This window comes from Xenorhabdus indica, from assembly GCF_014467235.1.
GTDB lineage: Bacteria > Pseudomonadota > Gammaproteobacteria > Enterobacterales > Enterobacteriaceae > Xenorhabdus > Xenorhabdus indica.
Genome location: NZ_NKHP01000005.1, coordinates 199,197 through 222,951, shown reverse-complemented (window position 1 = coordinate 222,951; position 23,755 = coordinate 199,197). Strand labels below are relative to the sequence as shown.

Annotated in this window: 24 protein-coding genes; 22 read left to right on the top strand and 2 right to left on the bottom strand. The window is 43.8% G+C overall.

Annotated elements, in window-relative coordinates; translation table 11 throughout:
- Positions 1 to 148, top strand: a 148-nt coding sequence (locus tag Xind_RS06385) for an IS1 family transposase (protein WP_222941746.1), incomplete at its 5' end; no start/stop codon positions are given.
- Between the two features lie 550 nt (positions 149 to 698).
- Positions 699 to 2,132 carry a 4-hydroxyphenylacetate 3-hydroxylase family protein gene (locus Xind_RS06380; protein WP_047684306.1) on the top strand — a complete coding sequence of 478 codons (1,434 nt, stop codon included), beginning with the start codon at positions 699 to 701 and terminating at the stop codon, positions 2,130 to 2,132.
- 628 nt (positions 2,133 to 2,760) lie between these two features.
- Here Xind_RS06380 and queG read toward each other — a convergent pair.
- Complete coding sequence (gene queG / locus Xind_RS06375; protein WP_047684310.1) at positions 2,761 to 3,918, bottom strand: tRNA epoxyqueuosine(34) reductase QueG; 1,158 nt, start codon at positions 3,916 to 3,918, stop codon at positions 2,761 to 2,763.
- A gap of 259 nt (positions 3,919 to 4,177) precedes the next feature.
- On the opposite strand from queG, the gene tsaE reads away from it, so the two are divergent.
- The 19 genes from tsaE to cysQ all read left to right on the top strand — a co-directional run bounded on the left by tsaE (position 4,178) and on the right by cysQ (position 22,466).
- Entirely contained in the window at positions 4,178 to 4,642 is a 465-nt protein-coding gene (gene tsaE / locus Xind_RS06370) for a tRNA (adenosine(37)-N6)-threonylcarbamoyltransferase complex ATPase subunit type 1 TsaE (RefSeq protein ID WP_187649679.1), read from the top strand.
- On the top strand, positions 4,639 to 6,033 hold the full coding sequence (amiB, locus tag Xind_RS06365; protein WP_246432466.1) for an N-acetylmuramoyl-L-alanine amidase AmiB: 1,395 nt from the start codon (positions 4,639 to 4,641) through the stop codon (positions 6,031 to 6,033). Before tsaE ends, amiB begins: the two co-directional genes overlap by 4 nt.
- An 81-nt stretch (positions 6,034 to 6,114) precedes the next feature.
- On the top strand, positions 6,115 to 8,115 hold the full coding sequence (mutL, locus tag Xind_RS06360) for a DNA mismatch repair endonuclease MutL (RefSeq protein WP_187649685.1): 2,001 nt from the start codon (positions 6,115 to 6,117) through the stop codon (positions 8,113 to 8,115).
- Positions 8,108 to 9,049, top strand: coding sequence for a tRNA (adenosine(37)-N6)-dimethylallyltransferase MiaA (gene miaA, locus Xind_RS06355; RefSeq protein WP_187649678.1), 942 nt, complete (start codon positions 8,108 to 8,110; stop codon positions 9,047 to 9,049). Before mutL ends, miaA begins: the two co-directional genes overlap by 8 nt.
- Before the next feature lie 108 nt (positions 9,050 to 9,157).
- The gene (hfq, locus tag Xind_RS06350) at positions 9,158 to 9,460 is read left to right on the top strand and encodes an RNA chaperone Hfq (protein ID WP_047684324.1); all 303 of its coding nucleotides are present in this window, start codon (positions 9,158 to 9,160) and stop codon (positions 9,458 to 9,460) included.
- Between the two features lie 95 nt (positions 9,461 to 9,555).
- Complete coding sequence (hflX, locus tag Xind_RS06345) at positions 9,556 to 10,836, top strand: ribosome rescue GTPase HflX (protein ID WP_047684327.1); 1,281 nt, start codon at positions 9,556 to 9,558, stop codon at positions 10,834 to 10,836.
- 174 nt (positions 10,837 to 11,010) lie between these two features.
- A complete protein-coding gene (locus Xind_RS22230) occupies positions 11,011 to 11,133 on the top strand; it encodes a hypothetical protein (protein WP_255347682.1) in 123 nt (40 codons plus the stop codon).
- Positions 11,134 to 11,156: 23 nt separating this feature from the next.
- Positions 11,157 to 12,401 (top strand): FtsH protease activity modulator HflK, encoded by a 1,245-nt coding sequence (hflK, locus tag Xind_RS06340; protein ID WP_047684330.1) that lies wholly within the window; start codon positions 11,157 to 11,159, stop codon positions 12,399 to 12,401.
- A gap of 2 nt (positions 12,402 to 12,403) precedes the next feature.
- Entirely contained in the window at positions 12,404 to 13,414 is a 1,011-nt protein-coding gene (hflC, locus tag Xind_RS06335) for a protease modulator HflC (RefSeq protein ID WP_047684333.1), read from the top strand.
- Positions 13,415 to 13,656: 242 nt separating this feature from the next.
- Positions 13,657 to 14,955 carry an adenylosuccinate synthase gene (locus Xind_RS06330; protein WP_047684335.1) on the top strand — a complete coding sequence of 433 codons (1,299 nt, stop codon included), beginning with the start codon at positions 13,657 to 13,659 and terminating at the stop codon, positions 14,953 to 14,955.
- Positions 14,956 to 15,519: 564 nt separating this feature from the next.
- Complete coding sequence (gene nsrR, locus Xind_RS06325; RefSeq protein WP_047684338.1) at positions 15,520 to 15,939, top strand: nitric oxide-sensing transcriptional repressor NsrR; 420 nt, start codon at positions 15,520 to 15,522, stop codon at positions 15,937 to 15,939.
- Positions 15,940 to 15,995: 56 nt separating this feature from the next.
- Positions 15,996 to 18,461, top strand: a complete 2,466-nt coding sequence (gene rnr / locus Xind_RS06320; protein ID WP_047684545.1) for a ribonuclease R — start codon at positions 15,996 to 15,998, stop codon at positions 18,459 to 18,461.
- 76 nt (positions 18,462 to 18,537) lie between these two features.
- Positions 18,538 to 19,275, top strand: coding sequence for a 23S rRNA (guanosine(2251)-2'-O)-methyltransferase RlmB (gene rlmB / locus Xind_RS06315; RefSeq protein WP_047684341.1), 738 nt, complete (start codon positions 18,538 to 18,540; stop codon positions 19,273 to 19,275).
- Between the two features lie 132 nt (positions 19,276 to 19,407).
- Positions 19,408 to 19,806 (top strand): 30S ribosomal protein S6, encoded by a 399-nt coding sequence (gene rpsF / locus Xind_RS06310; protein ID WP_038261402.1) that lies wholly within the window; start codon positions 19,408 to 19,410, stop codon positions 19,804 to 19,806.
- A gap of 5 nt (positions 19,807 to 19,811) precedes the next feature.
- Complete coding sequence (priB, locus tag Xind_RS06305) at positions 19,812 to 20,129, top strand: primosomal replication protein N (RefSeq protein ID WP_072032548.1); 318 nt, start codon at positions 19,812 to 19,814, stop codon at positions 20,127 to 20,129.
- 4 nt (positions 20,130 to 20,133) lie between these two features.
- A complete protein-coding gene (gene rpsR, locus Xind_RS06300) occupies positions 20,134 to 20,361 on the top strand; it encodes a 30S ribosomal protein S18 (protein ID WP_000135199.1) in 228 nt (75 codons plus the stop codon).
- 38 nt (positions 20,362 to 20,399) lie between these two features.
- Positions 20,400 to 20,852, top strand: coding sequence for a 50S ribosomal protein L9 (gene rplI, locus Xind_RS06295; protein ID WP_047684348.1), 453 nt, complete (start codon positions 20,400 to 20,402; stop codon positions 20,850 to 20,852).
- Positions 20,853 to 21,035: 183 nt separating this feature from the next.
- Positions 21,036 to 21,656 carry a BamJ family beta-barrel-assembly machinery protein gene (locus tag Xind_RS06290; RefSeq protein WP_047684351.1) on the top strand — a complete coding sequence of 207 codons (621 nt, stop codon included), beginning with the start codon at positions 21,036 to 21,038 and terminating at the stop codon, positions 21,654 to 21,656.
- Between the two features lie 69 nt (positions 21,657 to 21,725).
- Positions 21,726 to 22,466 (top strand): 3'(2'),5'-bisphosphate nucleotidase CysQ, encoded by a 741-nt coding sequence (gene cysQ, locus Xind_RS06285; RefSeq protein ID WP_047684353.1) that lies wholly within the window; start codon positions 21,726 to 21,728, stop codon positions 22,464 to 22,466.
- Positions 22,467 to 22,620: 154 nt separating this feature from the next.
- Here the strand turns inward: cysQ and Xind_RS06280 are convergent, their stop codons facing one another.
- Positions 22,621 to 23,178, bottom strand: coding sequence for a YtfJ family protein (locus Xind_RS06280; RefSeq protein WP_187649677.1), 558 nt, complete (start codon positions 23,176 to 23,178; stop codon positions 22,621 to 22,623).
- 343 nt (positions 23,179 to 23,521) lie between these two features.
- On the opposite strand from Xind_RS06280, the gene Xind_RS06275 reads away from it, so the two are divergent.
- On the top strand, positions 23,522 to 23,728 hold the full coding sequence (locus Xind_RS06275; protein ID WP_038261417.1) for a DUF1107 domain-containing protein: 207 nt from the start codon (positions 23,522 to 23,524) through the stop codon (positions 23,726 to 23,728).
- Positions 23,729 to 23,755: the final 27 nt, after the last annotated feature.

Sequence of the window (23,755 nt, the reverse complement as noted above, 5' to 3'; positions counted from 1 at the left end):
AACCTTCACTCAACGTATTGAGCGGGAGAATTTGACGTTGCGCAACCGACTTAAGCGACTCAATCGTAAAACGTTGAGTTATTCTAAGTCACCGAAAATGCATGATAAAGTCATCGGGACTTTCATTGAACGTGAATACTATGTTTAACACAAATCAACGGATTGAATACGTGACCTTGATTATCCAATATGTCATTTGTGTATTAGCTTATAGCTAAACGATATAAATATACAGTAAAGACAAATGAAAAGTAATGAGTTATCTCACAATAAGAAATTCGTGAAGAGTTAGAGTAATGTTTTATATTCTTGAATAATAAATATAATGGAGGGTAAATTCATATAATAGATAAAACAGTGTCATAAAACTATAATACCCACTAATTAAGCTAATTCGCTTGTTATTCATTATTATGATGACATCGTAATTTGATATCGCTTTTCTGGTTAATCCACATGAATATATCTCATTGCCTTGAAAAGTATATTCTTTTTTTGTGCTGGAAAGGGTAATCACGACCAGTGTCGGTACGGCTAATAGGCTGTTGTTTTCTGCGATATTTTGATGAGATGTATCGTAGTCATATTATTCCCAATTGAGGACAATTATCCTTGTATATTGGATCTCCAGTGCTGAATAAAAAGATTTCTTTTCTTGACCTTTAAAAATCGTCGTTATCGATAGGAGCATAGAAAAGATGGTAAGAACCGGAAAGCAATATATGGAGGATTTACGTGATGGACGCACTATTTTTATCAATGGCGAAAAGATCACAGATCATGTAGATCACCCGGCATTCAGGAATGCGATTAGATCTGTAGCGAATTTGTATGATTATAAAATTCAGTATGCGGATAAGATGACTTTCACAACAGAAGCTGGCGAGCAGTTGAGTTTATACTGGCAGTTGCCTTCTACCCCTGAACAGCTAATTGCGCGCGGTTATGCAGCATATGAATGGGCTAAGCAGACGGTGGGCTGGCTTGGCAGAAGCCCCGATTACACGTCATCGGCGTTAGCCGGAATGCTGACACATATTGAGTTATTCGAATCTTACTCTCAAGAACGCGCTGATGCTTTGCGAAAATATTTTGCCTATGCGAGTAAGAATGATCTTTATCTGGCTTATGCCCTGATTAATCCGCAAGGTGATCGTTCAAAGACACCTGGTGGACATGATAAGAATATCTATCATGCTCTTGGTGTAGTGGAAAAGAATGCCGAGGGCATTATTGTCCGAGGTGCTAAAATGCTTGCTACGGGCGCTGTATTGGCTGATGAAGTATTGGTCGGTACTACTAAGCCGCTGAAAAAAGTTGTTGATGAACGCTATGCGCTCTCTTTTGCTATGCCACTCAATACGAAAGGCATAAAAATTATATCCAGACGCTCCTATGAGTTTGGTGCTAATCCCACAGATTATCCCTTGTCATCCCGGTTTGATGAAAATGATTCAATGCTCTATTTCGATGATGTTCTGGTGCCTTGGGAAAGAGTATTTATCTTTGAAGATATCGATATGTGCACTAAGCAGATGGAGTCAACGGCTACGGAAATTTTGATGGATATCCAAAGCCTGGCCCGTTATGCAGTAAAACTGCACTTTTTAGCGGGATTAGCGCAGGCGATGGCTGAAACCAATGGTGTCTGCGAGTATCCTGCTGTGAAGGAATCACTCGCACAGCTCGCCTGCTATGCCATGAATATTGAAGGGTTGTTTAAGAGTGTGCTTCATTGCCCAAAAGTTCATAATGGATTTTATTTGCCTGATAAGACCATGCTTTATACGTATCGGGTGATCTCGCAGTCAATGTATCCAAATGTATTGGAGACAATCAGAAAACTGGCGGGGGGAGGCGTTTTGATGTTGCCATCAAGTGCGGCTGATTTAGAGGATGATGAAATTTTAAGTGTTATTGAAAAAACACAGTATTCATCCATTGCTTCACCTGTCGAAAGGGTCAGGTTGATGAAGTTGGTGTGGGATGCGGTAGGTTCAGAGTGTGCTTCAAGACACCATCAGTATGAACTGTTTTATGCCGGAGCTCCTTATCAAACGTTGGGGCGTCTTTACAGTCAATACGACTGGGAGTCATCAAGGGAACTGGTTGAAAGGATAAAAACGCTTTAAAGTCATTTTTATCCTGTTGCTATGTTTGTTCATCCTATTGTTACGTTAAATTTACCGGATAATAATAATGAATGGTAATAGTTGATAATGAAATATTCGGTAGAAAAAAGTGCCAGCATTGAGTGTTGGCACTTCTTATTCCGTATCAGTATAACTTGTCAGAATTTGGCCAAAAATAATTTATTGATAAAGCGCTTGCCATCCTGCCTCAACAAGTCCATAATGCCGCCTCATTTTTGGGTAGGCAGAGGAAAATTTCTCCAGTAGTGTCTAGAATGGGGAAGTGGATTCCGTTTTTATTGCCAATACCTAATACTTTTCCAACGAAGTGCAATCTCTATTTTTTATCCACAGTATTTAACGTAACTACCCTATTGAGTTGTCCGGCATTGCTTTGATTGTTACACAGAGTTATCCACAGGCAATACGATGACATTTAAGCTTTGTAACCCATTATTTAAAATAATATCCATTAATTAACTAATTGATAAATTAGAATAATTAGCTATTATTCAAAAATATTGAATTAATATTTATCCTTTCTTTGCGCCTTGATCAACAAAGCGTTTTTATTTTATTCACAAGGAAACAGACGGTTTTTTTAATAAGAAATTAAGCTGATTGTATATTAAGCATCTCTGGGTAACCCTTTAGTAATTGCCCGTATTAATCGTTTCTGTTGCGACGTTTGGACTTCAATTGCATTAGCGCTCCGACGAGATATCTGTTGAGCAATGGCCCAGTGAATATGTTCATCTAATACATCACTCAAGCCGATTCTTTTTTCTAGAATTAGTACAATTTCATCCCGATAAGGTGCGTTACCTAACGCAACTGAAATATTGCGCAGCCAACGTAGATAACCGATACGTCGTATGGCCGAGCCTTCCGTTATGCGCAGGAACTTTTCTTCGCTCCAACTGAATAAATCGAGTAACTTAGGCGTATGCAGTACGGCACGAGGGCTGAAATCATCTTCATCCGTTAATTGTGAGAAACGATTCCAGGGACAAATAAGTTGGCAATCGTCACAACCATAAATCCGGTTTCCCATCAATGGACGAAATTCTTCTGGGATAGATCCGTCGAGTTCAATCGTCAGGTACGAAATACAGCGGCGTGCATCAATCGTATAAGGTTCTACAATTGCTCCTGTCGGGCAGGTAGTCATACAGGCGACACAACGCCCGCATTGTTCTTCTTGAGGAGTATCGATAGGTAAGGGAAGGTTAATCAGTAATTCTCCCAGAAAGAACCAAGAACCCGATTCCCTGTTTAATATAAGTGAGTGTTTGCCAACCCAACCAAGTCCGGCTTTTGCTGCCAATGGGCGTTCCATAATGGGAGCTGAATCGACGAAGGGACGAAAATTCAGAGTCCCTTGGTATTCATGGAAGCTGCAATAGTCCTGTATTTGTTCACCTAGCTTTTTAAGCCGTTGGCGTAGCAGCTTATGGTAATCTCTACCCAGTGAATAACGGCTAACATAGCCCAGTTCAGGGTCATTCAATGTACTGGCAAAAGCCGCTTTGGTGGGCAGGTAATTCATGCGTACACTAATAACCCGCAAAGTGCCGGGCAGTAATTCATGGGTGCGTGCTCGCATCATACCGTGACGTGCCATCCAGTCCATTTCACCGTGGTATTGCTTATCGAGCCATTCCTGTAATCTCGGCTCTTCTGTGGATAAATCAGTGTCACAGATGCCAACTTGCTGGAAACCGAGGGAAAGCCCCCATTGCTTGATGTTTGTTGCCAGAAGACTCAGATCGAGAGGGGTTGCCATTACATATTAATTTACTGCTATAAAAGGAGCGTAGAGTAACACAGGATAGATTGAAGATAAAAAATGTGGTATCCGGCTTGGTGTCAGCACAGAAGATGCTAAATGATAATAGCTAAGTTATGTTATGGTTATTGATTAAACTAATATTATTTGGCTGATATGCCTTTTTATATACCTTATGGATTTCAGGTCTCGACTTGAAAGAGGATGTGTATATTTCAATATCCTTCAATTTAATAAATACAATAGATAATTTTCGATGAAAGAACTCGTTTTATCACTTCCAAATGAAAATGCTACGGTTGCACTGGGCAATGCAGTGGCGGCAGCTTGCGAACGCGGTTATGTTATTTATTTATATGGTGATCTTGGTGCAGGAAAAACGACATTCAGTCGTGGTTTCCTGCAAGCTCTCGGTCATCAGGGACATGTAAAAAGCCCTACTTATACGTTGGTGGAACCTTATACCTTGCAACCACGTTCTGTTTATCATTTTGATTTGTACCGTCTGGCTGATCCAGAAGAATTGGAATTTATGGGGATTCGGGATTATTTTCATCAGGATGCCATTTGTTTAGTGGAATGGCCGCAGCAGGGGGCAGGTTTTTTGCCTGAAGCTGATATTGAGTTGCATTTGACCTATAACAAGGAAGGTCGACAAGCGCGTTTTGTGGCGTTATCTGAATATGGTGAAAATTTACTGGATAATCTGAAATCCTTATGAAGGAATCCCTGACCATGATGAATGCCTTCTTCTCCGTGAAGACGATACAAAAATGGCAACCCCATTGGCTGATGGTGTGTATGTTGTTTGTGATATTAAGCCAACTGGTTATGACAACAGCAATGGCGTCTACGCTGTCAAATGTGCATGTGAGCAATAGTCCATCTGAAGCGACTGTGACGTTGGGGTTCACAGGCGGGCATCCTGAGTATCGTTTTTTCCCTCTGCATAGCCCTGAAAGACTGGTGGTGGATATTCTTCAATCTGCTAATTTCACAGGGTTGCCAATGCATTTATCAGGCCAGGGTCAGGCAAAACAAAATTTAGTAAAAGTAGTCCGAACCAGTCAGCCACCTGATTTACTTCATAAGCGAATTGTGCTGGAGTTGGCACAGAAGGCAACAGCAACTTCCGTTGTGAAGCAATCAGGCCATCAGTACCAGATTATCTTTACTCTGAAAGTAGAGGGTACTGCGAGTCCTTCATCAACATTGAAAGAAAAACCTGCATTCAGGAAAAATCCAGTATCAAATGAAGGTAAGCAATTACTAACAAATAAGCCAACTTCTGGTACAATGCTGACAAAACAAGCTGCTAAAACTGCGTCTGCTCATGGTGAACAATTTGCTCATGGTGAACAAGTAGTGAAAAAACAGCTAACTAAGGCAACTAAAGGAAAATATCCAATTGTTATTGCCATTGATGCCGGGCATGGAGGGCAAGATCCGGGGGCAATCGGGCAGCGAGGATTGCGGGAAAAGAATGTTACCATCAGTGTAGCGCGTAAACTGGAAGTACTCCTGCGCAATGATCCCATGTTCAAACCTGTCCTGACACGGAATGGTGATTATTTTATTTCGGTAGCAGGACGATCGGAGGTCGCCCGTAAACACAAAGCCAATATGCTGGTTTCCATTCATGCGGATGCTGCACCCAATCGTAGTGCCAAAGGAGCTTCTGTTTGGGTATTGTCCAATCGTCGTGCGAACAGTGAATTGGGGAATTGGCTGGAGCAGCATGAGAAACAATCTGAATTGTTAGGTGGTGCGGGAGATGCTCTTGCCAATGGTACTGATCCTTTTTTGAGTCAGGCTGTGCTGGATCTGCAATTCGGGCATTCACAACGGGTAGGTTATGACGTTGCTGTTCAGGTTTTGCATCAGTTAACTCAGGTTGGTTCTTTGCATAAACGCACACCAGAGCATGCCAGTTTGGGGGTTCTGCGTTCACCGGATATTCCTTCCATCTTGGTAGAAACGGGTTTTATCAGTAACTCGTCAGAAGAAGGGTTGCTGAGTTCTGATCAGTATCAAGAAAAATTGGCGCAAGCCATCCATCTGGGGTTACGTCACTATTTTCAGACTAATCCGTTGCAAACAGCACCAAAGTAATTTTAAACCGTGAGCAAGAAACTATACGTAGAATTAACATGTAAGAATTAACACGTAAGAAACAGTGAATAAGGTCGAATGATGGCTATCAGGATATTACCCCCACAATTGGCAAATCAGATTGCTGCTGGTGAAGTGGTTGAACGCCCTGCATCGGTGGTGAAGGAGTTAGTGGAAAATAGCCTTGATGCTGGCGCTACCCGCATTGACATTGATATTGAGCGCGGTGGCATAAAATTGATCCGTATTCGTGATAACGGCTGTGGTATTAGCAGGCAAGACCTCACGTTGGCATTGGCTCGGCATGCTACCAGTAAAATAGCATCTCTTGATGATCTGGAAGCCATTGTCAGTATGGGATTCCGAGGGGAGGCGCTAGCCAGTATCAGTTCCGTTTCACGGCTGACGCTAACATCTCGTCCTGAAAATCAGGCCGAAGCATGGCAGTCTTATGCTGAAGGCCGTGATATGGAAGTAACGGTAAAACCAGCTTCTCACCCTGTTGGAACGACGGTTGAGGTTTTAGACCTGTTTTATAACACGCCTGCCCGTCGAAAATTTCTGAGAACGGAAAAAACGGAGTTCAGTCATATTGATGAAGTCATGCGTAGAATCGCACTTGCCCGGCTGGATGTGGCGATCAATTTGAATCACAATGGAAAATTGGTTCGTCAGTATCGCCCGGCCAAAGAAGCATCTCAGCATGAACGTCGATTGGCAACAATTTGTGGCGCGGCATTTGTGCAGCAGGCTCTTGCACTATCATGGCAGCACGATTCTTTATCTATCAAAGGTTGGGTGGTTGATCCTATGAATACCGCTGTGGCTGGTGATACTCAGTATTGCTATGTTAATGGACGTATGATGCGGGATCGGCTGATTAATCACGCTATTCGTCAGGCTTACCAAGATCTGCTACAAGGAGAGCAGCAACCTGCTTATGTTCTGTACTTGGAGATCGACCCGCATCAGGTCGATGTCAATGTGCATCCGGCTAAACATGAAGTACGTTTTCATCAGGCGCGTTTGGTGCACGATTTTATTTATCAGGGCGTAGCAGCAGTATTGAAACAGCGGAGCAATGGCACTGAACCAGGACTTGATTGTCAGGAGAATACCGCTAATTGGATACCGGAAAATCGGCCTTCTGCGGGAGAAAACCATTTTCACCGACAACCAAAGACATTATCGGCAGAGTCGCCTTCAAATACACCATCATCTTCCCGTTCTCTATCTTCATCTTCGTCCGGGCAGCATGATAAGCAAAGGCAAGAACCACTCAAAAATTCATCTTCAGGCCAGTGTTCAGAACATGGCTCTAACCGGCAGCCTTATCATGGGGAAAATTATCAGAAAAAACAGGGGGAGTTGTATCAGAAACTGATGCAGTTTGCGTCGGAGGAAAAACAACCATTATTTCCTGAAAAGGCAACGCCTGAGAAACGGGGTTCTGGAAACCCAACGCCTGACACGGAAAAAACAACATTAACACCAACTCATTTAACTGCCGTACAGGGGAAAAGTAGTAGTTATAGTTTCGGCAAGGTATTAAGTATCTATGATTCTCACTATGCTTTGTTTGAGTCGGTGTCAGGCATTGGATTGTTGTCTTTACCTGTTGCGGAGCGTTGGCTGAGGCAGGCACAGTTAACTCCGGGAGAACAAGGGCTAAAATCACAACCACTGCTTATCCCATTGAAACTGTCTCTCGATCCGGCAGAAATGCGCGTCTTAAAGCAGAATAGTGAACTATTAAAGACTTTTGGTATTGAATCTACTGTCGCGCATGGAAAAGTAACCATTCATGCGGTATCGTTGCCTCTGCGCCAACAGAACCTGCCAAAACTTTTTCCGACCTTGTTGGGTTATCTGATAGAGCAGCCATCGGCCTCTGTAGAACAGGTGGCGATCTGGCTTTCCCGTCATTTGGGGAGCGAACACGAAACGTGGAATGTTGCGCAGGCTGTTCAGCTTTTAGCTGATGTCGAACGTCTTTGCCCTCAGTTGGTGGAATCTCCGCCTGAGGGATTATTACAATTTATTGACTTACAAGCAGTGGTGGCACTTTTTAATCATGAGTGATTTAAAAACTCAACAATTGCCTACAGCCATTTTTATCATGGGGCCAACTGCCTCAGGAAAAACGGCATTATCAATCGCTTTACGTCATCATCTTCCGGTTGAACTGATTAGCGTTGATTCTGCATTGATTTATCGTGGCATGGATATTGGTACAGCGAAACCTTCCACAGAAGAACAGGTACAGGCACCTCATCGTTTGATTGATGTTTTGGATCCTGCCGAAGTTTATTCTGCTGCTGATTTTCGTCGTGATGCGGTGAAACACATGGCAGAAATTACGGCCGCCGGGAGAATTCCACTCTTGGTTGGCGGAACCATGCTATATTTCAAAGCATTACTAGAAGGATTATCGCCATTGCCTTCTGCAAATCCTAACGTGCGGGCACAGATTGAGCAGCAAGCAGCGGAAGAGGGGTGGGACGCATTGCATCGGCAGTTGCAGGAGATTGATCCGGTCGCTGCCGCAAGAATTCACCCAAATGATCCACAACGTCTTACTCGTGCACTGGAAGTTTTTCGGATTTCGGGTAAAACTCTAACTACATTGACTGAAACGTCTGGAGAAGTATTGCCTTATCGTGTTCATCAGTTTGCGATTGCGCCTGCAAGCCGTGAAGTTCTGCATCAGCGCATTGCTGCCCGTTTTGAACAAATGATCAAATCAGGGTTTGAAGATGAAGTTAAAGCGCTTTATGCTCGTAACGATTTGCATACAGATTTACCTTCCATTCGTTGTGTTGGTTATCGTCAGATGTGGTCTTATCTCGCAGGCGAAATCTCTCATGATGAGATGGTTTATCGTGGTATCTGTGCGACTCGCCAGCTAGCGAAGCGTCAGATCACATGGCTCAGGAGTTGGGACAATGTGACTTGGTTGGACAGTGATCAACCTGAACAAGCACTAAATACAGTCATGCAGGTTATTAGTACATAAATTTATTGATTGTGTACAATTGATCAGTACAAAGTGTCATTTTTGAGTAGTTAATTTTTCGAACCAATGGGTTCTTAGTTAAAAACAACAAAATAAGGAAAATATAGAATGGCTAAGGGGCAATCTTTGCAAGATCCATTCCTGAACGCATTACGACGTGAAAGGGTCCCGGTTTCTATTTATTTAGTCAACGGCATCAAATTGCAGGGTCAAATTGAATCTTTTGACCAATTTGTCATTTTGCTGAAAAACACAGTCAGTCAGATGGTTTATAAACACGCCATCTCTACTGTTGTGCCTTCTCGCCCAGTGTCTCACCATGGTAGCAATGCAAATGTGGGAGCCAGTGTAGGAAATTATCAGGCTAATACTAGCTCGGCGGCACAGCAGGAAAATGATATCGCTGAATAAATCAGTGATAGTGCCTGATGTAAATAAAAACATAGGTAGGGAGACTTTACCTATGTTTTTCCTATGGATTTTACTCAGCCTGAGGGGTTGCACCGTTGTTTGATCGTTATGAAGGCGGAGAACTAGCTGTTCTGGTGCATGTTTTTTTCTCACAGGAAAAAGATACGGAAAATCTCGGTGAATTCGAATCATTGGTGACTTCCGCAGGTGTTTCTCCTGTGCAGATAGTGACAGGTAGCCGTAAGGCTCCGCATCCGAAATATTTTGTCGGGGAAGGCAAAGCAGAAGAAATTGCTGAAGCAGTCAAAAACAGTGGCGCAGATGTGGTGTTGTTTAATCATACACTCAGTCCTGCTCAGGAACGTAATCTTGAACGCCTGTGTCAATGCCGTGTTGTTGATCGCACGGGTGTGATTCTGGATATTTTTGCCCAGCGGGCAAGAACGCATGAAGGTAAGTTACAGGTAGAACTTGCACAATTGCGTCATTTATCCACCCGTTTAGTTCGGGGTTGGACTCACCTTGAACGCCAGAAAGGGGGGATTGGTTTACGTGGTCCGGGAGAAACTCAGCTGGAATCAGACCGCCGTATGCTGCGTGACAAGATCAAGCAGATTCTGGGGCGTCTCAATAAAGTAGAAAAGCAACGCGAACAGGGGCGTCAGGCACGTAATAAAGCGGATATTCCTACTGTTTCCCTCGTCGGTTATACCAACGCAGGGAAATCAAGTTTATTCAATAGAATAACCTCAGCTGAGGTATATGCTGCTGATCAGCTTTTTGCTACTCTCGACCCTACATTGCGTCGGATCAATGTGAATGATGTCGGTCCGGTTGTCTTGGCTGATACCGTTGGTTTCATTCGTCATTTGCCTCATGATTTGGTTGCAGCGTTTAAGGCTACTTTGCAAGAAACCCGGCAGGCAAGATTGCTGCTTCATGTTGTTGATGCGTCAGATAATCGTTTGGATGAAAATATCCTTGCTGTTGATAGTGTCCTGGAAGAGATTGAGGCGCATGAGATCCCTTCCCTACTGGTGATGAACAAAATCGATATGTTGGCTGATTTTGTTCCCCGTATTGACCGTGATGAGGAAAATCGTCCGGTGAGAGTCTGGCTTTCTGCTCAGACTGGAGAAGGTATCCCTCTGTTATTACAGGCGCTGACTGAGCGTCTTTCAGGGGAAATTGCGCATTATGAATTGCATCTTCCACCAGAAGCAGGGCGTTTACGTAGTCGTTTTTACCAGCTTCAGGCGATTGAACGTGAGTGGATGGAAGAAGATGGCCAGTTGGGGCTTGAAGTCAGGATGCCAATGGTTGATTGGCGTCGTCTGTGCAAACATGAGCCAAATTTACCAGACTATGTTGTCTGATTGATTGGCGCAGGACGACAAACAAGGTATCATTTTGTCTGCCATTTCAAGGTGCTTAAAGTCATGGAGTAGCGGTGATGGAATGGTGGTGATGAAATGACTGTGCCAGAATTGCAGTGACGAAATCAGCACTGTCAAAAGTATCACCCAAAAATATTGGTTGCTTACGAAACGATGAAAGTTATCGTTTCTGCCCATGGAGGCCGCTGTCAGACCTGTCAGGGACAGGCAATGGCCTGTGAAGTGGGAAGCCTCACCCGTCAGGGTGGAGAGCAGTCACCTCTGAAAAACCAGTGAAAAATTAAAAGTGGAGCTAAAACATGGCGTGGAATCAGCCCGGTAATAACGGACAGGACCGCGACCCGTGGGGAAGCAGCAATAATAATGGCGGCAACTCCGGCGGCAACAATAAAGGTGGTCGAAACCGTGGGGCAACTGATCTCGACGATCTGTTCCGTAAACTGAGTGAAAAACTCGGTGGTCTCGGTGGAAACAAAGGTGGAAATGGTTCTGGACAGAACTTTAAATTTGGTGGGCGTCTTATTGGTCTCGCTGTTGCTGCTGCAGTTGCTGTTTGGGTTGTAAGTGGTTTCTATACCATTAAAGAAACAGAACGTGGCGTTGTTACCCGATTGGGTAAATTTAGCCATATCGTGCAGCCCGGCTTGAACTGGAAGATGACATTTATCGACAGGGTTCGTGCTGTTAACGTTGAATCTGTTCGTGAATTGGCAACATCGGGTGTCATGTTGACATCGGATGAAAACGTAGTACGTGCTGAAATGAACGTTCAGTATCGTGTTACTGACCCTGCCGCTTATCTTTTCAATGTCACTAATCCTGATAACAGTCTGCGTCAAGCGACCGACAGTGCTGTGCGCGGGGTTGTCGGCAAATACACAATGGAAAAAATCCTGACTGCGGATCGTACTATTGTGCGTAACGATACCCAAAAGGTACTGGAAGAAACCATTCGTCCGTACAATATGGGGATCACTTTGTTGGATGTTAACTTCCAGACTGCGCGTCCACCTGAAGAGGTGAAAGCGGCGTTTGATGACGTTATCGCAGCCCGCGAAGAAGAGCAGAAAACGATTCGTGAAGCAGAAGCCTATAAAAACTCTGTCTTACCGATTGCCAAGGGTGACGCTCAACGTATTATCGAAGAAGCTAAAGCCTATAAAGTCAGTGTCGTATTGAATGCACAGGGTGAAGTGGCAAGTTTCGCTAAAATCCTGCCAGAATATAAAGCTGCACCGGAAATTACCCGTGAGCGCCTTTATATTGAGACAATGGAGCGTATTCTAAGTAATACCCGTAAAGTGATTGCAAATGAAAAGAGCAACAACATGCTGGTATTGCCACTGGATCAGGTTCTGCGTAGTCAAACTGAAGCCGCAAAGGTTAAGCCATCAGAAGTAAAGGTAACATCGGAGCAACGCAGCTCGACACATTCTACACCAACACACGGGCCATCTAGTTATAGCAACTCTGGTTATGGCAGTTCTGGCTATGATGATTCAAACAACCTGCGTGGTGATACGACAAGACAAGGGAGACCATAATCATGCGTAAGTCGTTCGTCTTTGCTATTGCCGCCGTATTGGTTGTGCTGTATTCATCGATATTTATCGTATATGAAGGTCAGCGTGGTATTATGCTGCGCTTTGGTAAAGTGGTGCGTGATGCTGAAAATAAGCCAATGGTTTATCAGCCCGGCCTGCATTTTAAAATTCCATTTATTGAAACTGTCAAAACACTTGATGCTCGTATCCAGACGATGGATATCAAGGCTGATCGCTTTCTGACAAGTGAAAATAAGGACCTGATTGTTGACTCTTATCTGAAATGGCGGATTAAAGATTTCAGTAGCTATTATCTGGCAACGGGGAATGGTTCGATTTCTCAAGCTGAAGTGCTGTTAAAACGTAAATTCAGTGACCGCCTGCGTTCTGAAATTGGTCGTCTGGATGTTCGTGGTATTGTGACAGACTCCCGTGGTCGTTTGACGACGGATGTGCGTAATGCTCTGAACCTGGGTACAAGTGACGATGATTCTTCCGCAGACAGTGCAATCGTCTCTGCTGCTGCCCGTGTGAAGAAAGAAACTAAAGGTGAACAACCCGCTTTCAACCCGAACAGTATGGCTGCGTTAGGAATTGAAGTTGTGGATGTCCGTATCAAGCAAATCAACTTGCCTGATGAAGTTTCTGGTGCAATCTACCAGCGTATGCGTGCAGAACGTGAAGCGGTAGCTCGTCGCCATCGTTCGCAGGGTATGGAAGAAGCTGAGAAGGTCCGTGCAGCGGCTGACAAATCTGCTACTGAGATTAAAGCAGCGGCATATAGTCAGGCACTGGTTTTACGTGGTGAAGGCGATGCAGAAGCCACTAAACTGTTTGCTGATGCTTTCAATAAAGATCCTGATTTCTACGCTTTTATCCGTAGCTTGCGTGCTTATGAGAAAAGTTTCAAGAATGAGGGGAATATCATGGTTCTCAGTCCGGATACTGATTTCTTCCGTTATATGAAAGAGCCGACTAAACAGCGTGATCATGTTAACCGTGTTGATCACTAATGAGTTCTGATAGGTGAATTGTTTTATATTCGCCTGAATTGAAAAAAGAAATCTCATCTGAGCCACTGTAAGAAAACTTACAGTGGCTTTTTCATGCTAGTTTTTTGTTTGCCATCATCACCAATATTTACTTAGCAGCCCATTAATATGACGAAACGAAATAACAGAAGTGAGAAAAAATACTGAAAGGTGCTAAATGAGATGTTAGAATCCATTTTTAAGCAACCGAGTGAACTTTTGAAATGGGTAAGAACGTTGTCGTATTGGGCACCCAATGGGGTGACGAGGGCAAGGGTAAAATCGTCGACTTGCTGACTGAACGGGCTAAATATGTGGTTCGTTATCAGGGCGGCCATAATGCAGGCCATACACTAGTCATCAACGGTGAAAAAACCGTTCTCCACTTAATCCCATCTGGGATCTTACGTGAAAATGTCATTAGCATTATCGCAAATGGGGTCGTTTTAGCACCAGATGCTTTAATGAAAGAGATGAAGGAGCTTGAATCACGTGGGGTTCCTGTACGTGAGCGCTTGCTTATTTCCGAAGCTTGTCCGTTGATCCTGCCTTATCATGTTGCATTGGATAATGCTCGCGAAAAGGCACGCGGTGCTAAGGCTATCGGTACAACTGGCCGTGGTATCGGGCCTGCATACGAAGATAAAGTGGCTCGTCGTGGCCTGCGTGTGGGCGATCTGTTCGATAAAGAAACTTTCGCAGTTAAGCTGAAAGAAATCATTGATTACCATAATTTCCAATTGGTTAACTATTACAACGAACCTGCTGTTGATTATCAGAAAACGCTGGATGATATTCTGGCAGTTGCGGATATTCTGACTGGCATGGTAGTTGACGTTTCTGACCTGCTTTACAAAGCAACTCAGAAAGGTGAATTGGTAATGTTCGAAGGTGCGCAGGGTACATTGCTGGATATCGACCACGGTACTTATCCTTATGTAACTTCTTCCAATACTACCGCGGGTGGTGTTGCAACTGGTTCAGGTCTGGGACCACGTTACGTTGATTACGTACTGGGTATCATTAAAGCTTACTCTACCCGTGTTGGCGCTGGCCCATTCCCAACTGAACTGTTTGATGAGACCGGTGAATATCTGCGCCAGAAAGGTCAAGAATTCGGTGCAACCACAGGGCGTAGCCGCCGTACTGGCTGGTTGGATATTGTTGCTATTCGTCGCGCGATCCAAATTAATTCTCTGTCTGGTTTCTGTATGACTAAACTGGACGTACTGGATGGCCTGAAAGAAGTGAAAATCTGCGTTGGCTATCGTAAGTCTGATGGTACTGTTATTGAGACGACTCCTTTGGCCGCAGAAAACTGGGAAGGTTTGGAAGCGGTATATGAAACTCTGCCAGGTTGGGATGAAAGCACTTTCGGTGTTAAAGAACACAGCCAGTTACCAGCAGCAGCATTGAATTATATCAAACGTGTTGAAGAGCTAACCGGTGTTCCTGTTGATATTATTTCTACAGGCCCAGATCGTTCTGAAACCATGATCCTGCGTGATCCATTTGATGCTTAATTGATGATTTTAAATCTTTAAAGTATTTACAACCGGGCTTTATGCCCGGTTTAAGTCACTGGCAAGTCCACAATGCCTACCTACTTATTCCTGTTGCCTTGTTCTTCTTCAAGTTAATGATCCCTTTTCCAGCAGCCATTTTGTGTTTAGCAGTAGCTGCGAGAAAAAATAGATTGTTGATCCTGGCGTATCTCATTCAGAATTGCTTGGGACCAATCCCTGGATTGATTTTTCGGCAGACAAGCCGAAGTGTTTGATAAAGTGAAATAAATTGATATTTAGATAATCTGCTGGTGAGCTAAGACGCTCATCAGCTTCTTGTAATGATTGCCCTTGATTTTTTCTCTTGCAAAATCGTATAGCTTCGAATTTTATCACTCGCCACAAAAAGTTATGTTTACTATCTGATTTTGTGTTTTGAGGAGATAGAAGGAAAAGAGAGCCACTCGTTTTGCTTAATTTTTAAAATACCCACATAATGTGACCAGCTAATGATAAACCAATAATATCTGTTTGTTTGGTTATCAATAACCCCCCGTTATATTCAGCCACCCAGAGGTAAGTGTGCAGTTAACCAGTTTTACCGATTATGGCTTACGTGCCCTGATTTATATGGCTTCTTTACCAGAAGGCCAGATGACAAACATTACTGAAGTAACGGAAGTTTACGGTGTCTCACGTAATCATATGGTAAAAATAATTAATCAACTGAGTAACTTGGGGCTAGTTAATGCTGTTAGGGGGAAAAATGGCGGCATTAGTCTGGGTAAGGCTGCCAGCGAGATTAAAATCGGTGATGTGGTTCGTGCATTAGAACCACTTGGATTAGTTAATTGTAGTAGTTGCCATATTACACCTGCTTGTCGTTTAAAATCAGTATTGAATCGAGCAGTAGAAAATTTTTTGGCAGAATTGAATCAATATACTTTGGCCGATATGGTCGAAGACAATCGTCCCCTTTATAAATTGTTGCTGACAAAATGAAACAAGAAATGAAATATGGGGATAAACAGCTTACTGATGACAACAGAGGAATTGCGATGTCAAAAGATCCTTTTCAGGAACGAGAGGCTGAAAAATACGAATCTCCTATCCCAAGTCGGGAATATATCTTGGATATCCTTTCTAAACACACCACTCCGGTAAGTCGTCAGGAACTAGCACAGGAACTTCAGTTAACCAGCGCAGATGCACAGGAAGCATTGCGCCGTCGTTTGCGGGCAATGGAACGTGATGGACAATTAGTTTTCACTCGCCGCCAATGTTATGCGTTACCAGAAAGATTGGACTTATTGAAGGGTATAGTGATTGGTCATCGTGATGGCTACGGTTTTCTGCGAGTGGAAGGCCACAAAGAAGATTTTTATTTGTCGGCAGAGCAGATGAAAATGGCGATCCATGGCGATGTTGTACTGGCACAACCTTTGCGTCCGGATCGTAAAGGTCGGGTTGAAGTTCGAGTTGTAAGAGTGTTGGAGCCAAAGAACAGCCAAATTGTTGGGCGGTATTTTATTGATGCTGGTATGGGGTTTGTTGTACCTGATGATAGCCGTTTGTGCTTCGATATCTTGATCCCTAAAGAGGAGATCTGTGGAGCAAGAATGGGTAATGTCGTCGTTGTGGAATTGACGAATCGCCCGACTCGCCGTACTAAAGCGATTGGCAAAATTGTTGAGGTACTCGGTGAAACGATGGGAACAAGCATGGCGGTTGATATTGCTCTTCGAACCCATGAAATTCCCTATAATTGGCCGCCAATGGTGGAAAAACAGGTCGCTGATCTGGATGAGAATGTACCCGAATTGGCTAAACAAGGGCGAGTTGATTTACGAGAATTACCATTGGTTACTATTGATGGTGAAGATGCTCGTGATTTCGATGACGCGGTTTATTGCGAAAGAAAACGGGGCGGTGGCTGGCGGTTATGGGTAGCGATTGCAGACGTCAGTTATTATGTGCGCCCACAAACTCCTTTGGATACCGAAGCACGCAGCCGTGGTAACTCAGTTTATTTTCCATCGCAAGTTGTGCCGATGTTGCCGGAAGTTCTGTCGAATGGATTGTGTTCACTTAACCCGGAAGTTGATCGCCTGTGTATGGTATGCGAAATGACAGTTTCCGCCCAAGGGAGACTCTCTTCATACAAGTTTTACGAAGCTGTAATGAATTCTCATGCTCGTTTAACTTACACCAAAGTATGGAAAATCTTGCAGGGCGATCAAGAGCTGCGTGAGCATTATAAACCATTAGTAAAGCATATTGAGCATTTACATGAACTTTATCAGGCATTGGATAAGTCGCGTGATGAGCGTGGTGCTATTTCGTTTGAATCTGAAGAAGCAAAGTTTATCTTCAATGCAGAACGTCGTATTGAACGGATTGAGCCGGTAGTACGTAACGATGCTCACAAACTCATTGAAGAGTGCATGATCCTGGCAAATATTGCGGCAGCCCGTTTTGTTGAAAAGCAGCGTGAACCTGTTTTGTATCGTATTCATGACCGACCGAAAGAAGAAAGTATTCTGAATTTACGCTCAGTCTTTAATGAATTGGGGCTGAGTCTATTGGGAGGTATGACACCAGAGCCAAAAGACTATGCTCAATTGATGAAAATAGTTGCTGAACGACCTGATCATGAACTATTGCAGACGATGTTATTGCGCTCTATGAAACAGGCCATTTACGATCCGGAAAACCGTGGGCATTTTGGTCTTGCTCTGCGTTCTTATGCACATTTTACATCGCCAATCCGCCGTTATCCTGATTTGGCATTGCATCGTGCGATTAAATACCTGCTGGCACAAGAGGATGGCACTGTTGAGCAGCATTGGACACCAACGGGTGGCTGGCACAATGATATGGAGCAGATGCTACAATTGGGTGACCACTGTTCGATGACTGAACGTCGGGCTGATGAAGCGACAAGAGATGTGGCAGATTGGCTAAAATGTGATTTCATGCAAGATCAGGTAGGTAATATTTTCACTGGTCTGATTACCAGTGTAACTGGTTTTGGTTTCTTCGTCAGACTGCATGATCTTTTCATTGATGGTTTGGTGCATGTTTCAACATTAGATAATGACTATTACCGATATGATAATGTCGGCCAGCGTCTGATAGGTGAATCTTCCGGGCAGACTTACCGACTCGGTGATGAAGTGGAAATTCGTGTAGAAGCGGTGCACATGGATGAGCGCAAGATTGATTTTATTCTGCTTTCTAGCACCCGCAAGGCTCGTAATAAAGGTAAGACTGCAAGAGATAAAGAGAAAAAAGGCGTTTCTGAACGTAAAAGTGCCAAAAAAGGGCGAGATTATAAAAAATCAGCCAATTTCGAGTCAGATCGTGTTTTCCGTCAAGACAGTGAGTTCCGTAAGAAGAAAAAAACGGAACAAGACAAACCAAACAATAAATCAGGTAAGAAGAAAAAAGTTTCAGACAAAACCAAAAAGATCACGGCAAAATTGAAAGCAAAACGCGCGAAAAAAACGCGAGAAAATAGCTGACAGCCAAAAAGCTAACAACTACAGATAATCAGGGGCGGTTTCTGCCGCCTTCTATTTTTTTAGGTATCATCCAGTCATGAGTGAAATTATCTACGGTATTCATGCCGTTAAAGCCTTATTGGAACGTGATCCACAGCGTTTTATGGAAGTTTATGTATTGAAAGGGCGCGAAGATCGTCGTTTAACTCCGCTGTTACAGGAATTGGAAAATATCGGTGTTTCAGTTCAACTGGCTAACCGTCAATGGTTGGATGTGCAGACAGAGAACGCGGTACACCAGGGTATTATTGCTAAGGTTAAGCCTGGACGACAATATCAGGAGAATGACTTACCTGATCTGTTAGCTCAATGGGAACATCCTTTCTTGTTGGTGCTGGATGGTGTCACCGATCCGCATAATTTGGGAGCTTGTCTGCGGACTGCCGATGCGGCAGGAGTTAATGCAGTTATTGTCCCTCGTGATCGTTCTGCTCAGTTGAACGCAACCGCAAAAAAAGTTGCCTGTGGTGCGGCAGAAAGTGTTCCGCTGATCCGTGTCACGAACCTTGCCCGTACTCTGCGTTTACTACAAGAAAATAATGTTTGGATTGTGGGAACTGCGGGGGAAGCCACGCATGCTTTATATCAGAGCAAACTGACAGGCCCGATGGCTCTGATTATGGGGGCTGAAGGTGAAGGTATGCGTCGATTGACCCGTGAACATTGCGATGAACTGATTAGCATTCCAATGGTGGGTTCAGTCTCTTCTCTGAATGTATCGGTAGCAACAGGAATCTGCCTGTTTGAGATTGTGCGCCAAAGAGGCGCCCAATAGTTGCTTGAGTTTTTTTTATTGTGCGGGTATAGTGACGCGTCAATTTTTCAGCCGTACTCAACACGTTCCTTGCCTCCATGGGCCACGGCTGACCCTGACAGGAGGCTGAATAATCCGTAAGGAGCAATGATAATGCGTCATTACGAAATCGTTTTTATGGTCCATCCTGATCAAAGCGAACAGGTTCCGGGCATGATCGAGCGTTACAGTGCGACTATCACTAACGCGCAAGGTCAGATTCACCGTCTGGAAGACTGGGGCCGTCGTCAACTGGCTTATCCAATCAACAAACTGCACAAGGCTCACTACGTTCTGATGAACGTTGAAGCGCCACAAGAAGCGATTGATGAGCTGGAAACTAACTTCCGCTTCAACGATGCCGTTATCCGCAGCATGGTTATGCGCGTTAAGCACGCAATAACTGAACCATCACCAATGGTTAAGGCTAAAGACGAACGTCGCAGCCGTGACCTGGTCTTGGAAGAAGACCTGGTTGATGATGTTGATGAAGCTGGGGATTCTGAAGAGTAATCATCGTGACAACCAATCGTTTGGTGCTTTCTGGCACAGTGTGCAAAGCACCGATACGAAGAGTTAGTCCATCCGGTATTCCGCATTGTCAGTTTGTGCTTGAACACCGTTCACAGCAACAGGAAGCCGGATTAAACAGGCAATCATGGTGCAGAATGCCCGTTATTGCCAGTGGACAGTTGTTACAGGAATATACTCACAGTATAACGGTCGGTAGTCGAATAACCGTTTCAGGATTCATTAACTCCCACCAAGGGCGCAATGGTCTTAACAAACTGGTTCTTCATGCCGAGCAGATTGAATTGATAGATTCTGGAGACTAGCCAAATGGCACGTTATTTCCGTCGTCGCAAGTTCTGCCGTTTCACAGCGGAAGGCGTACAAGAGATTGATTATAAAGACATTGCTACGCTGAAAAACTACATTACCGAAAGTGGTAAAATTGTACCTAGCCGCATCACCGGCACTCGTGCAAAATATCAGCGCCAGCTCGCTCGTGCTATCAAGCGTGCGCGCTACCTGTCTTTGTTGCCTTACACTGATCGTCATCAGTAATAGGCACAGTCCATTCACGACTTTGAGAGGATAAGGTAATGCAAGTTATTCTGCTTGATAAAGTAGCAAACCTGGGTAGCCTGGGTGACCAAGTTAGCGTTAAAGCGGGTTATGCCCGTAACTTCTTAGTTCCACAGGGCAAAGCTGTTCCTGCAACTAAGAAAAACATCGAATTCTTCGAAGCTCGCCGTGCTGAACTGGAAGCTAAACTGGCTGACATTCTGGCAGCAGCGCAAGCTCGTGCAGAGCAAATCAACGCACTGGGTTCTGTCACTATCGCTTCTAAAGCGGGTGACGAAGGTAAATTGTTCGGTTCTATCGGTACTCGTGACATCGCTGACGCAATTACTGCGGCTGGTGTTGCTGTATCTAAGAGCGAAGTTCGCCTGCCTAACGGCGTTCTGCGTACTGTTGGTGAACACGAAGTTCACTTTCAGGTACACAGCGATGTATTCGCACAGTTGAACGTTAACATCGTTCCAGAAGCTTAATCTCTGATTAGCGACAGAACATGTGAACACAAAAAACGCTGGCAATGCTGGCGTTTTTTGTTGATTATAATTCAAAAAATATTTTACAAGAGCAAAACTTCCTTTTAAATCCCTTCACGCGTTTACCCATCCAGACAGGGCTGTTATGCTTGAACCTTTATCCATTTAATAACAGGTAATTTCATGACAAAACCTTCTTTTGAATCTATTGAGGCGCGGGCAAGCTACGGTATTGGATTGCAGGTTGGGCAACAATTGCAGGAATCTGGTTTGCAGGGATTGGAGCCAGAAGCGCTGTTGGCAGGTTTGTGTGATGCATTGGAAGACCGTGCTCCGGCACTTCCTGTGGAAGAACTGCATCGTGCTCTGCGTGAAGTACATGAACGTGCTGATAGCGTTCGTCGTGAACGCCAGCAGGCGATGGCAGAAGAAGGCAAAAAGTTCCTGGCAGAAAACGCACAGCGTGAAGGTATAAACAGCACAGAATCTGGTTTGCAATTCTCTGTTCTGACTCAGGGTAATGGCACAATCCCTGCCCGCAATGATCGTGTCCGTGTTCACTATACTGGCCGTCTGATTGATGGCACTGTGTTTGATAGCTCTGTACAACGTGGAACACCAGCAGAATTCCCTGTCAGTGGTGTGATCCCAGGTTGGATTGAAGCGCTGACTCTGATGCCTGTTGGTTCCAAGTGGGAACTCTATATTCCGCATAATCTGGCTTATGGTGAGCGTGGTGCCGGTGCTTCTATTCCTCCTTACAGTACATTGATCTTTGAAGTCGAATTACTTGAGATTCTGTAATTCTGATCAATAAAATAGCTGGCTACTGGCTAGCCGGCTATTTTATTTTAGAAAATGCAGAGGTGTAAGATGTTACAACAGATCTGCCAATTGGCACGGGAAGCAGGAACAGCAATCATGGCGGTTTATCATGATGAGCAACCGTTACAAGTAAAACATAAAACGGATGATTCACCTGTTACCGCGGCGGATTTTGCCGCCCATAAGATCATTAAAGCGGGTTTGACGCGTATTTCGCCTGATATTCCGTTGCTGTCAGAAGAAGATCCGCCAACATGGGATGAACGAAAAAACTGGCAGCGTTATTGGCTGGTGGATCCGCTGGATGGAACAAAAGAGTTTATTAACCGAAATGGTGAATTCACCGTTAATATTGCACTGATTGAGGATGGTGTACCCGTAATGGGGGTGGTTTATGTGCCCGCACATGATGTTCTTTATTCAGGGCAGGAACGTCAGGCGTGGAAAGAAACGAATGGGCAGAAATTTCCCATTAAAATTGTTGCTGCAATACCGCCCACTGTTGTAGTTAGTCGTTCGCATATGGATGATGAACTGAAAGATTATCTTACTCAATTAGGTACGCATCAGACGCTATCAGTCGGATCTTCACTTAAATTTTGTATGGTTGCTGAAGGGAAAGCACAGCTTTATCCCCGTTTCGGGCCAACAAATATTTGGGATACTGCCGCGGGTCATGCTGTTGCAATCGCTGCGGGTGCACATGTAACAGATTGGGCCGGTAAAACACTAAGTTATGTACCGCGTGAATCTTTTTTGAATCCGGGGTTCAGAGTGACGATTTTTTAATGAGTAATACGAATCGTAGCTCAATTTTAATATTACCGTTTTAACACCACCGTTTTAACACCAATTGTCTTTATCATAATAGCTAAAAGTGATAATGGTTCCTGCCACGAAACCATTATCACTAGTTCAATATGATAGAAAAATAAAAAGATAATTAATTTTTCAGTTCTTCTTTGATCAAAGCAAGAACGTGTGTGATCTCTTCATGACTTAATTTGCCATCTTTGACAAATTTCACATTACCATTCTTATCCAACACAATGATTGCTGAACTTTTGGGTTCCAGCTCCCATGCTTTTTTGGCAACACCATGACTATCAACAATAAATTGTGACCACGGAAACTCTTTTTTACTGTCTTCAAGACTGCTGCGGACGAAAGCACTGGTGCCAAAAATAGCATCATCGGTATTTACAATACTGGTGGTTTGATATTGATCTTTCGGGAGATCAGCCGCTTTCAAGGCCTGAATGAGGGGATCATTCATCTCTTTGGCTGAGCTGCGCCCGGCAATATGCTGGATAGTTCTTACTTTCCCTGGAAGTTCTGCACTGTTCCATTTCTGATAGCTAAACTTATTGTCATTGAGAAGTAGTTCACCTTTATCTGTTACGATGACAACAGGAACGGGTTTTTCGACAGTAATATTGTGGGCAAACGCAGATATTGAAGCTAAGCCCAATATTAAAGGTAATATTATGTTTTTTAGCATGTTTATTCCTTATTTGGCATGATATGGCATGTTATCAAGGTGCATCATATTCAGCATAGCGCGTGTTGGCGGGTCTGTCCTTACAAAATACAACAATTTGTTAACATTCAAAATAAAATATAAGGTAATCTTCAGACAATATAACATAATGCTCTCTTTTTTCATCATGTTACGTAAAAGTAGTGATTGAATCTTCAATGTTGGGGAACAAATTGTCGGATATAGAGTCTATACATCGTACACAGCAGTGATGTGTTTGATCACGCAATGCAGTAAACAACAATGCAACAAAAAAATGCAGTAAAAAAATAGTATCGTAAGAAGCACGGAGGAATAAAAAAAGATGAAAATCTTTCGCCACTATAATCCACTAAAAATTGCTCTCTACGTAAAAACCCTATTCCGTGGGCGGTTGTATATTAAGGATATGGGTGCTTTTGAATTTAATTATGGGAAAATTTTACCTCCAAGGATAAAAGATAAACGTCATTTCCATGTAATGAGTGAAGTTAACCAGCACGTGTTGCTCCTACAGGCTGAAATGGGATAGCTTTTTGACAGCTAACTTAATGGCTTT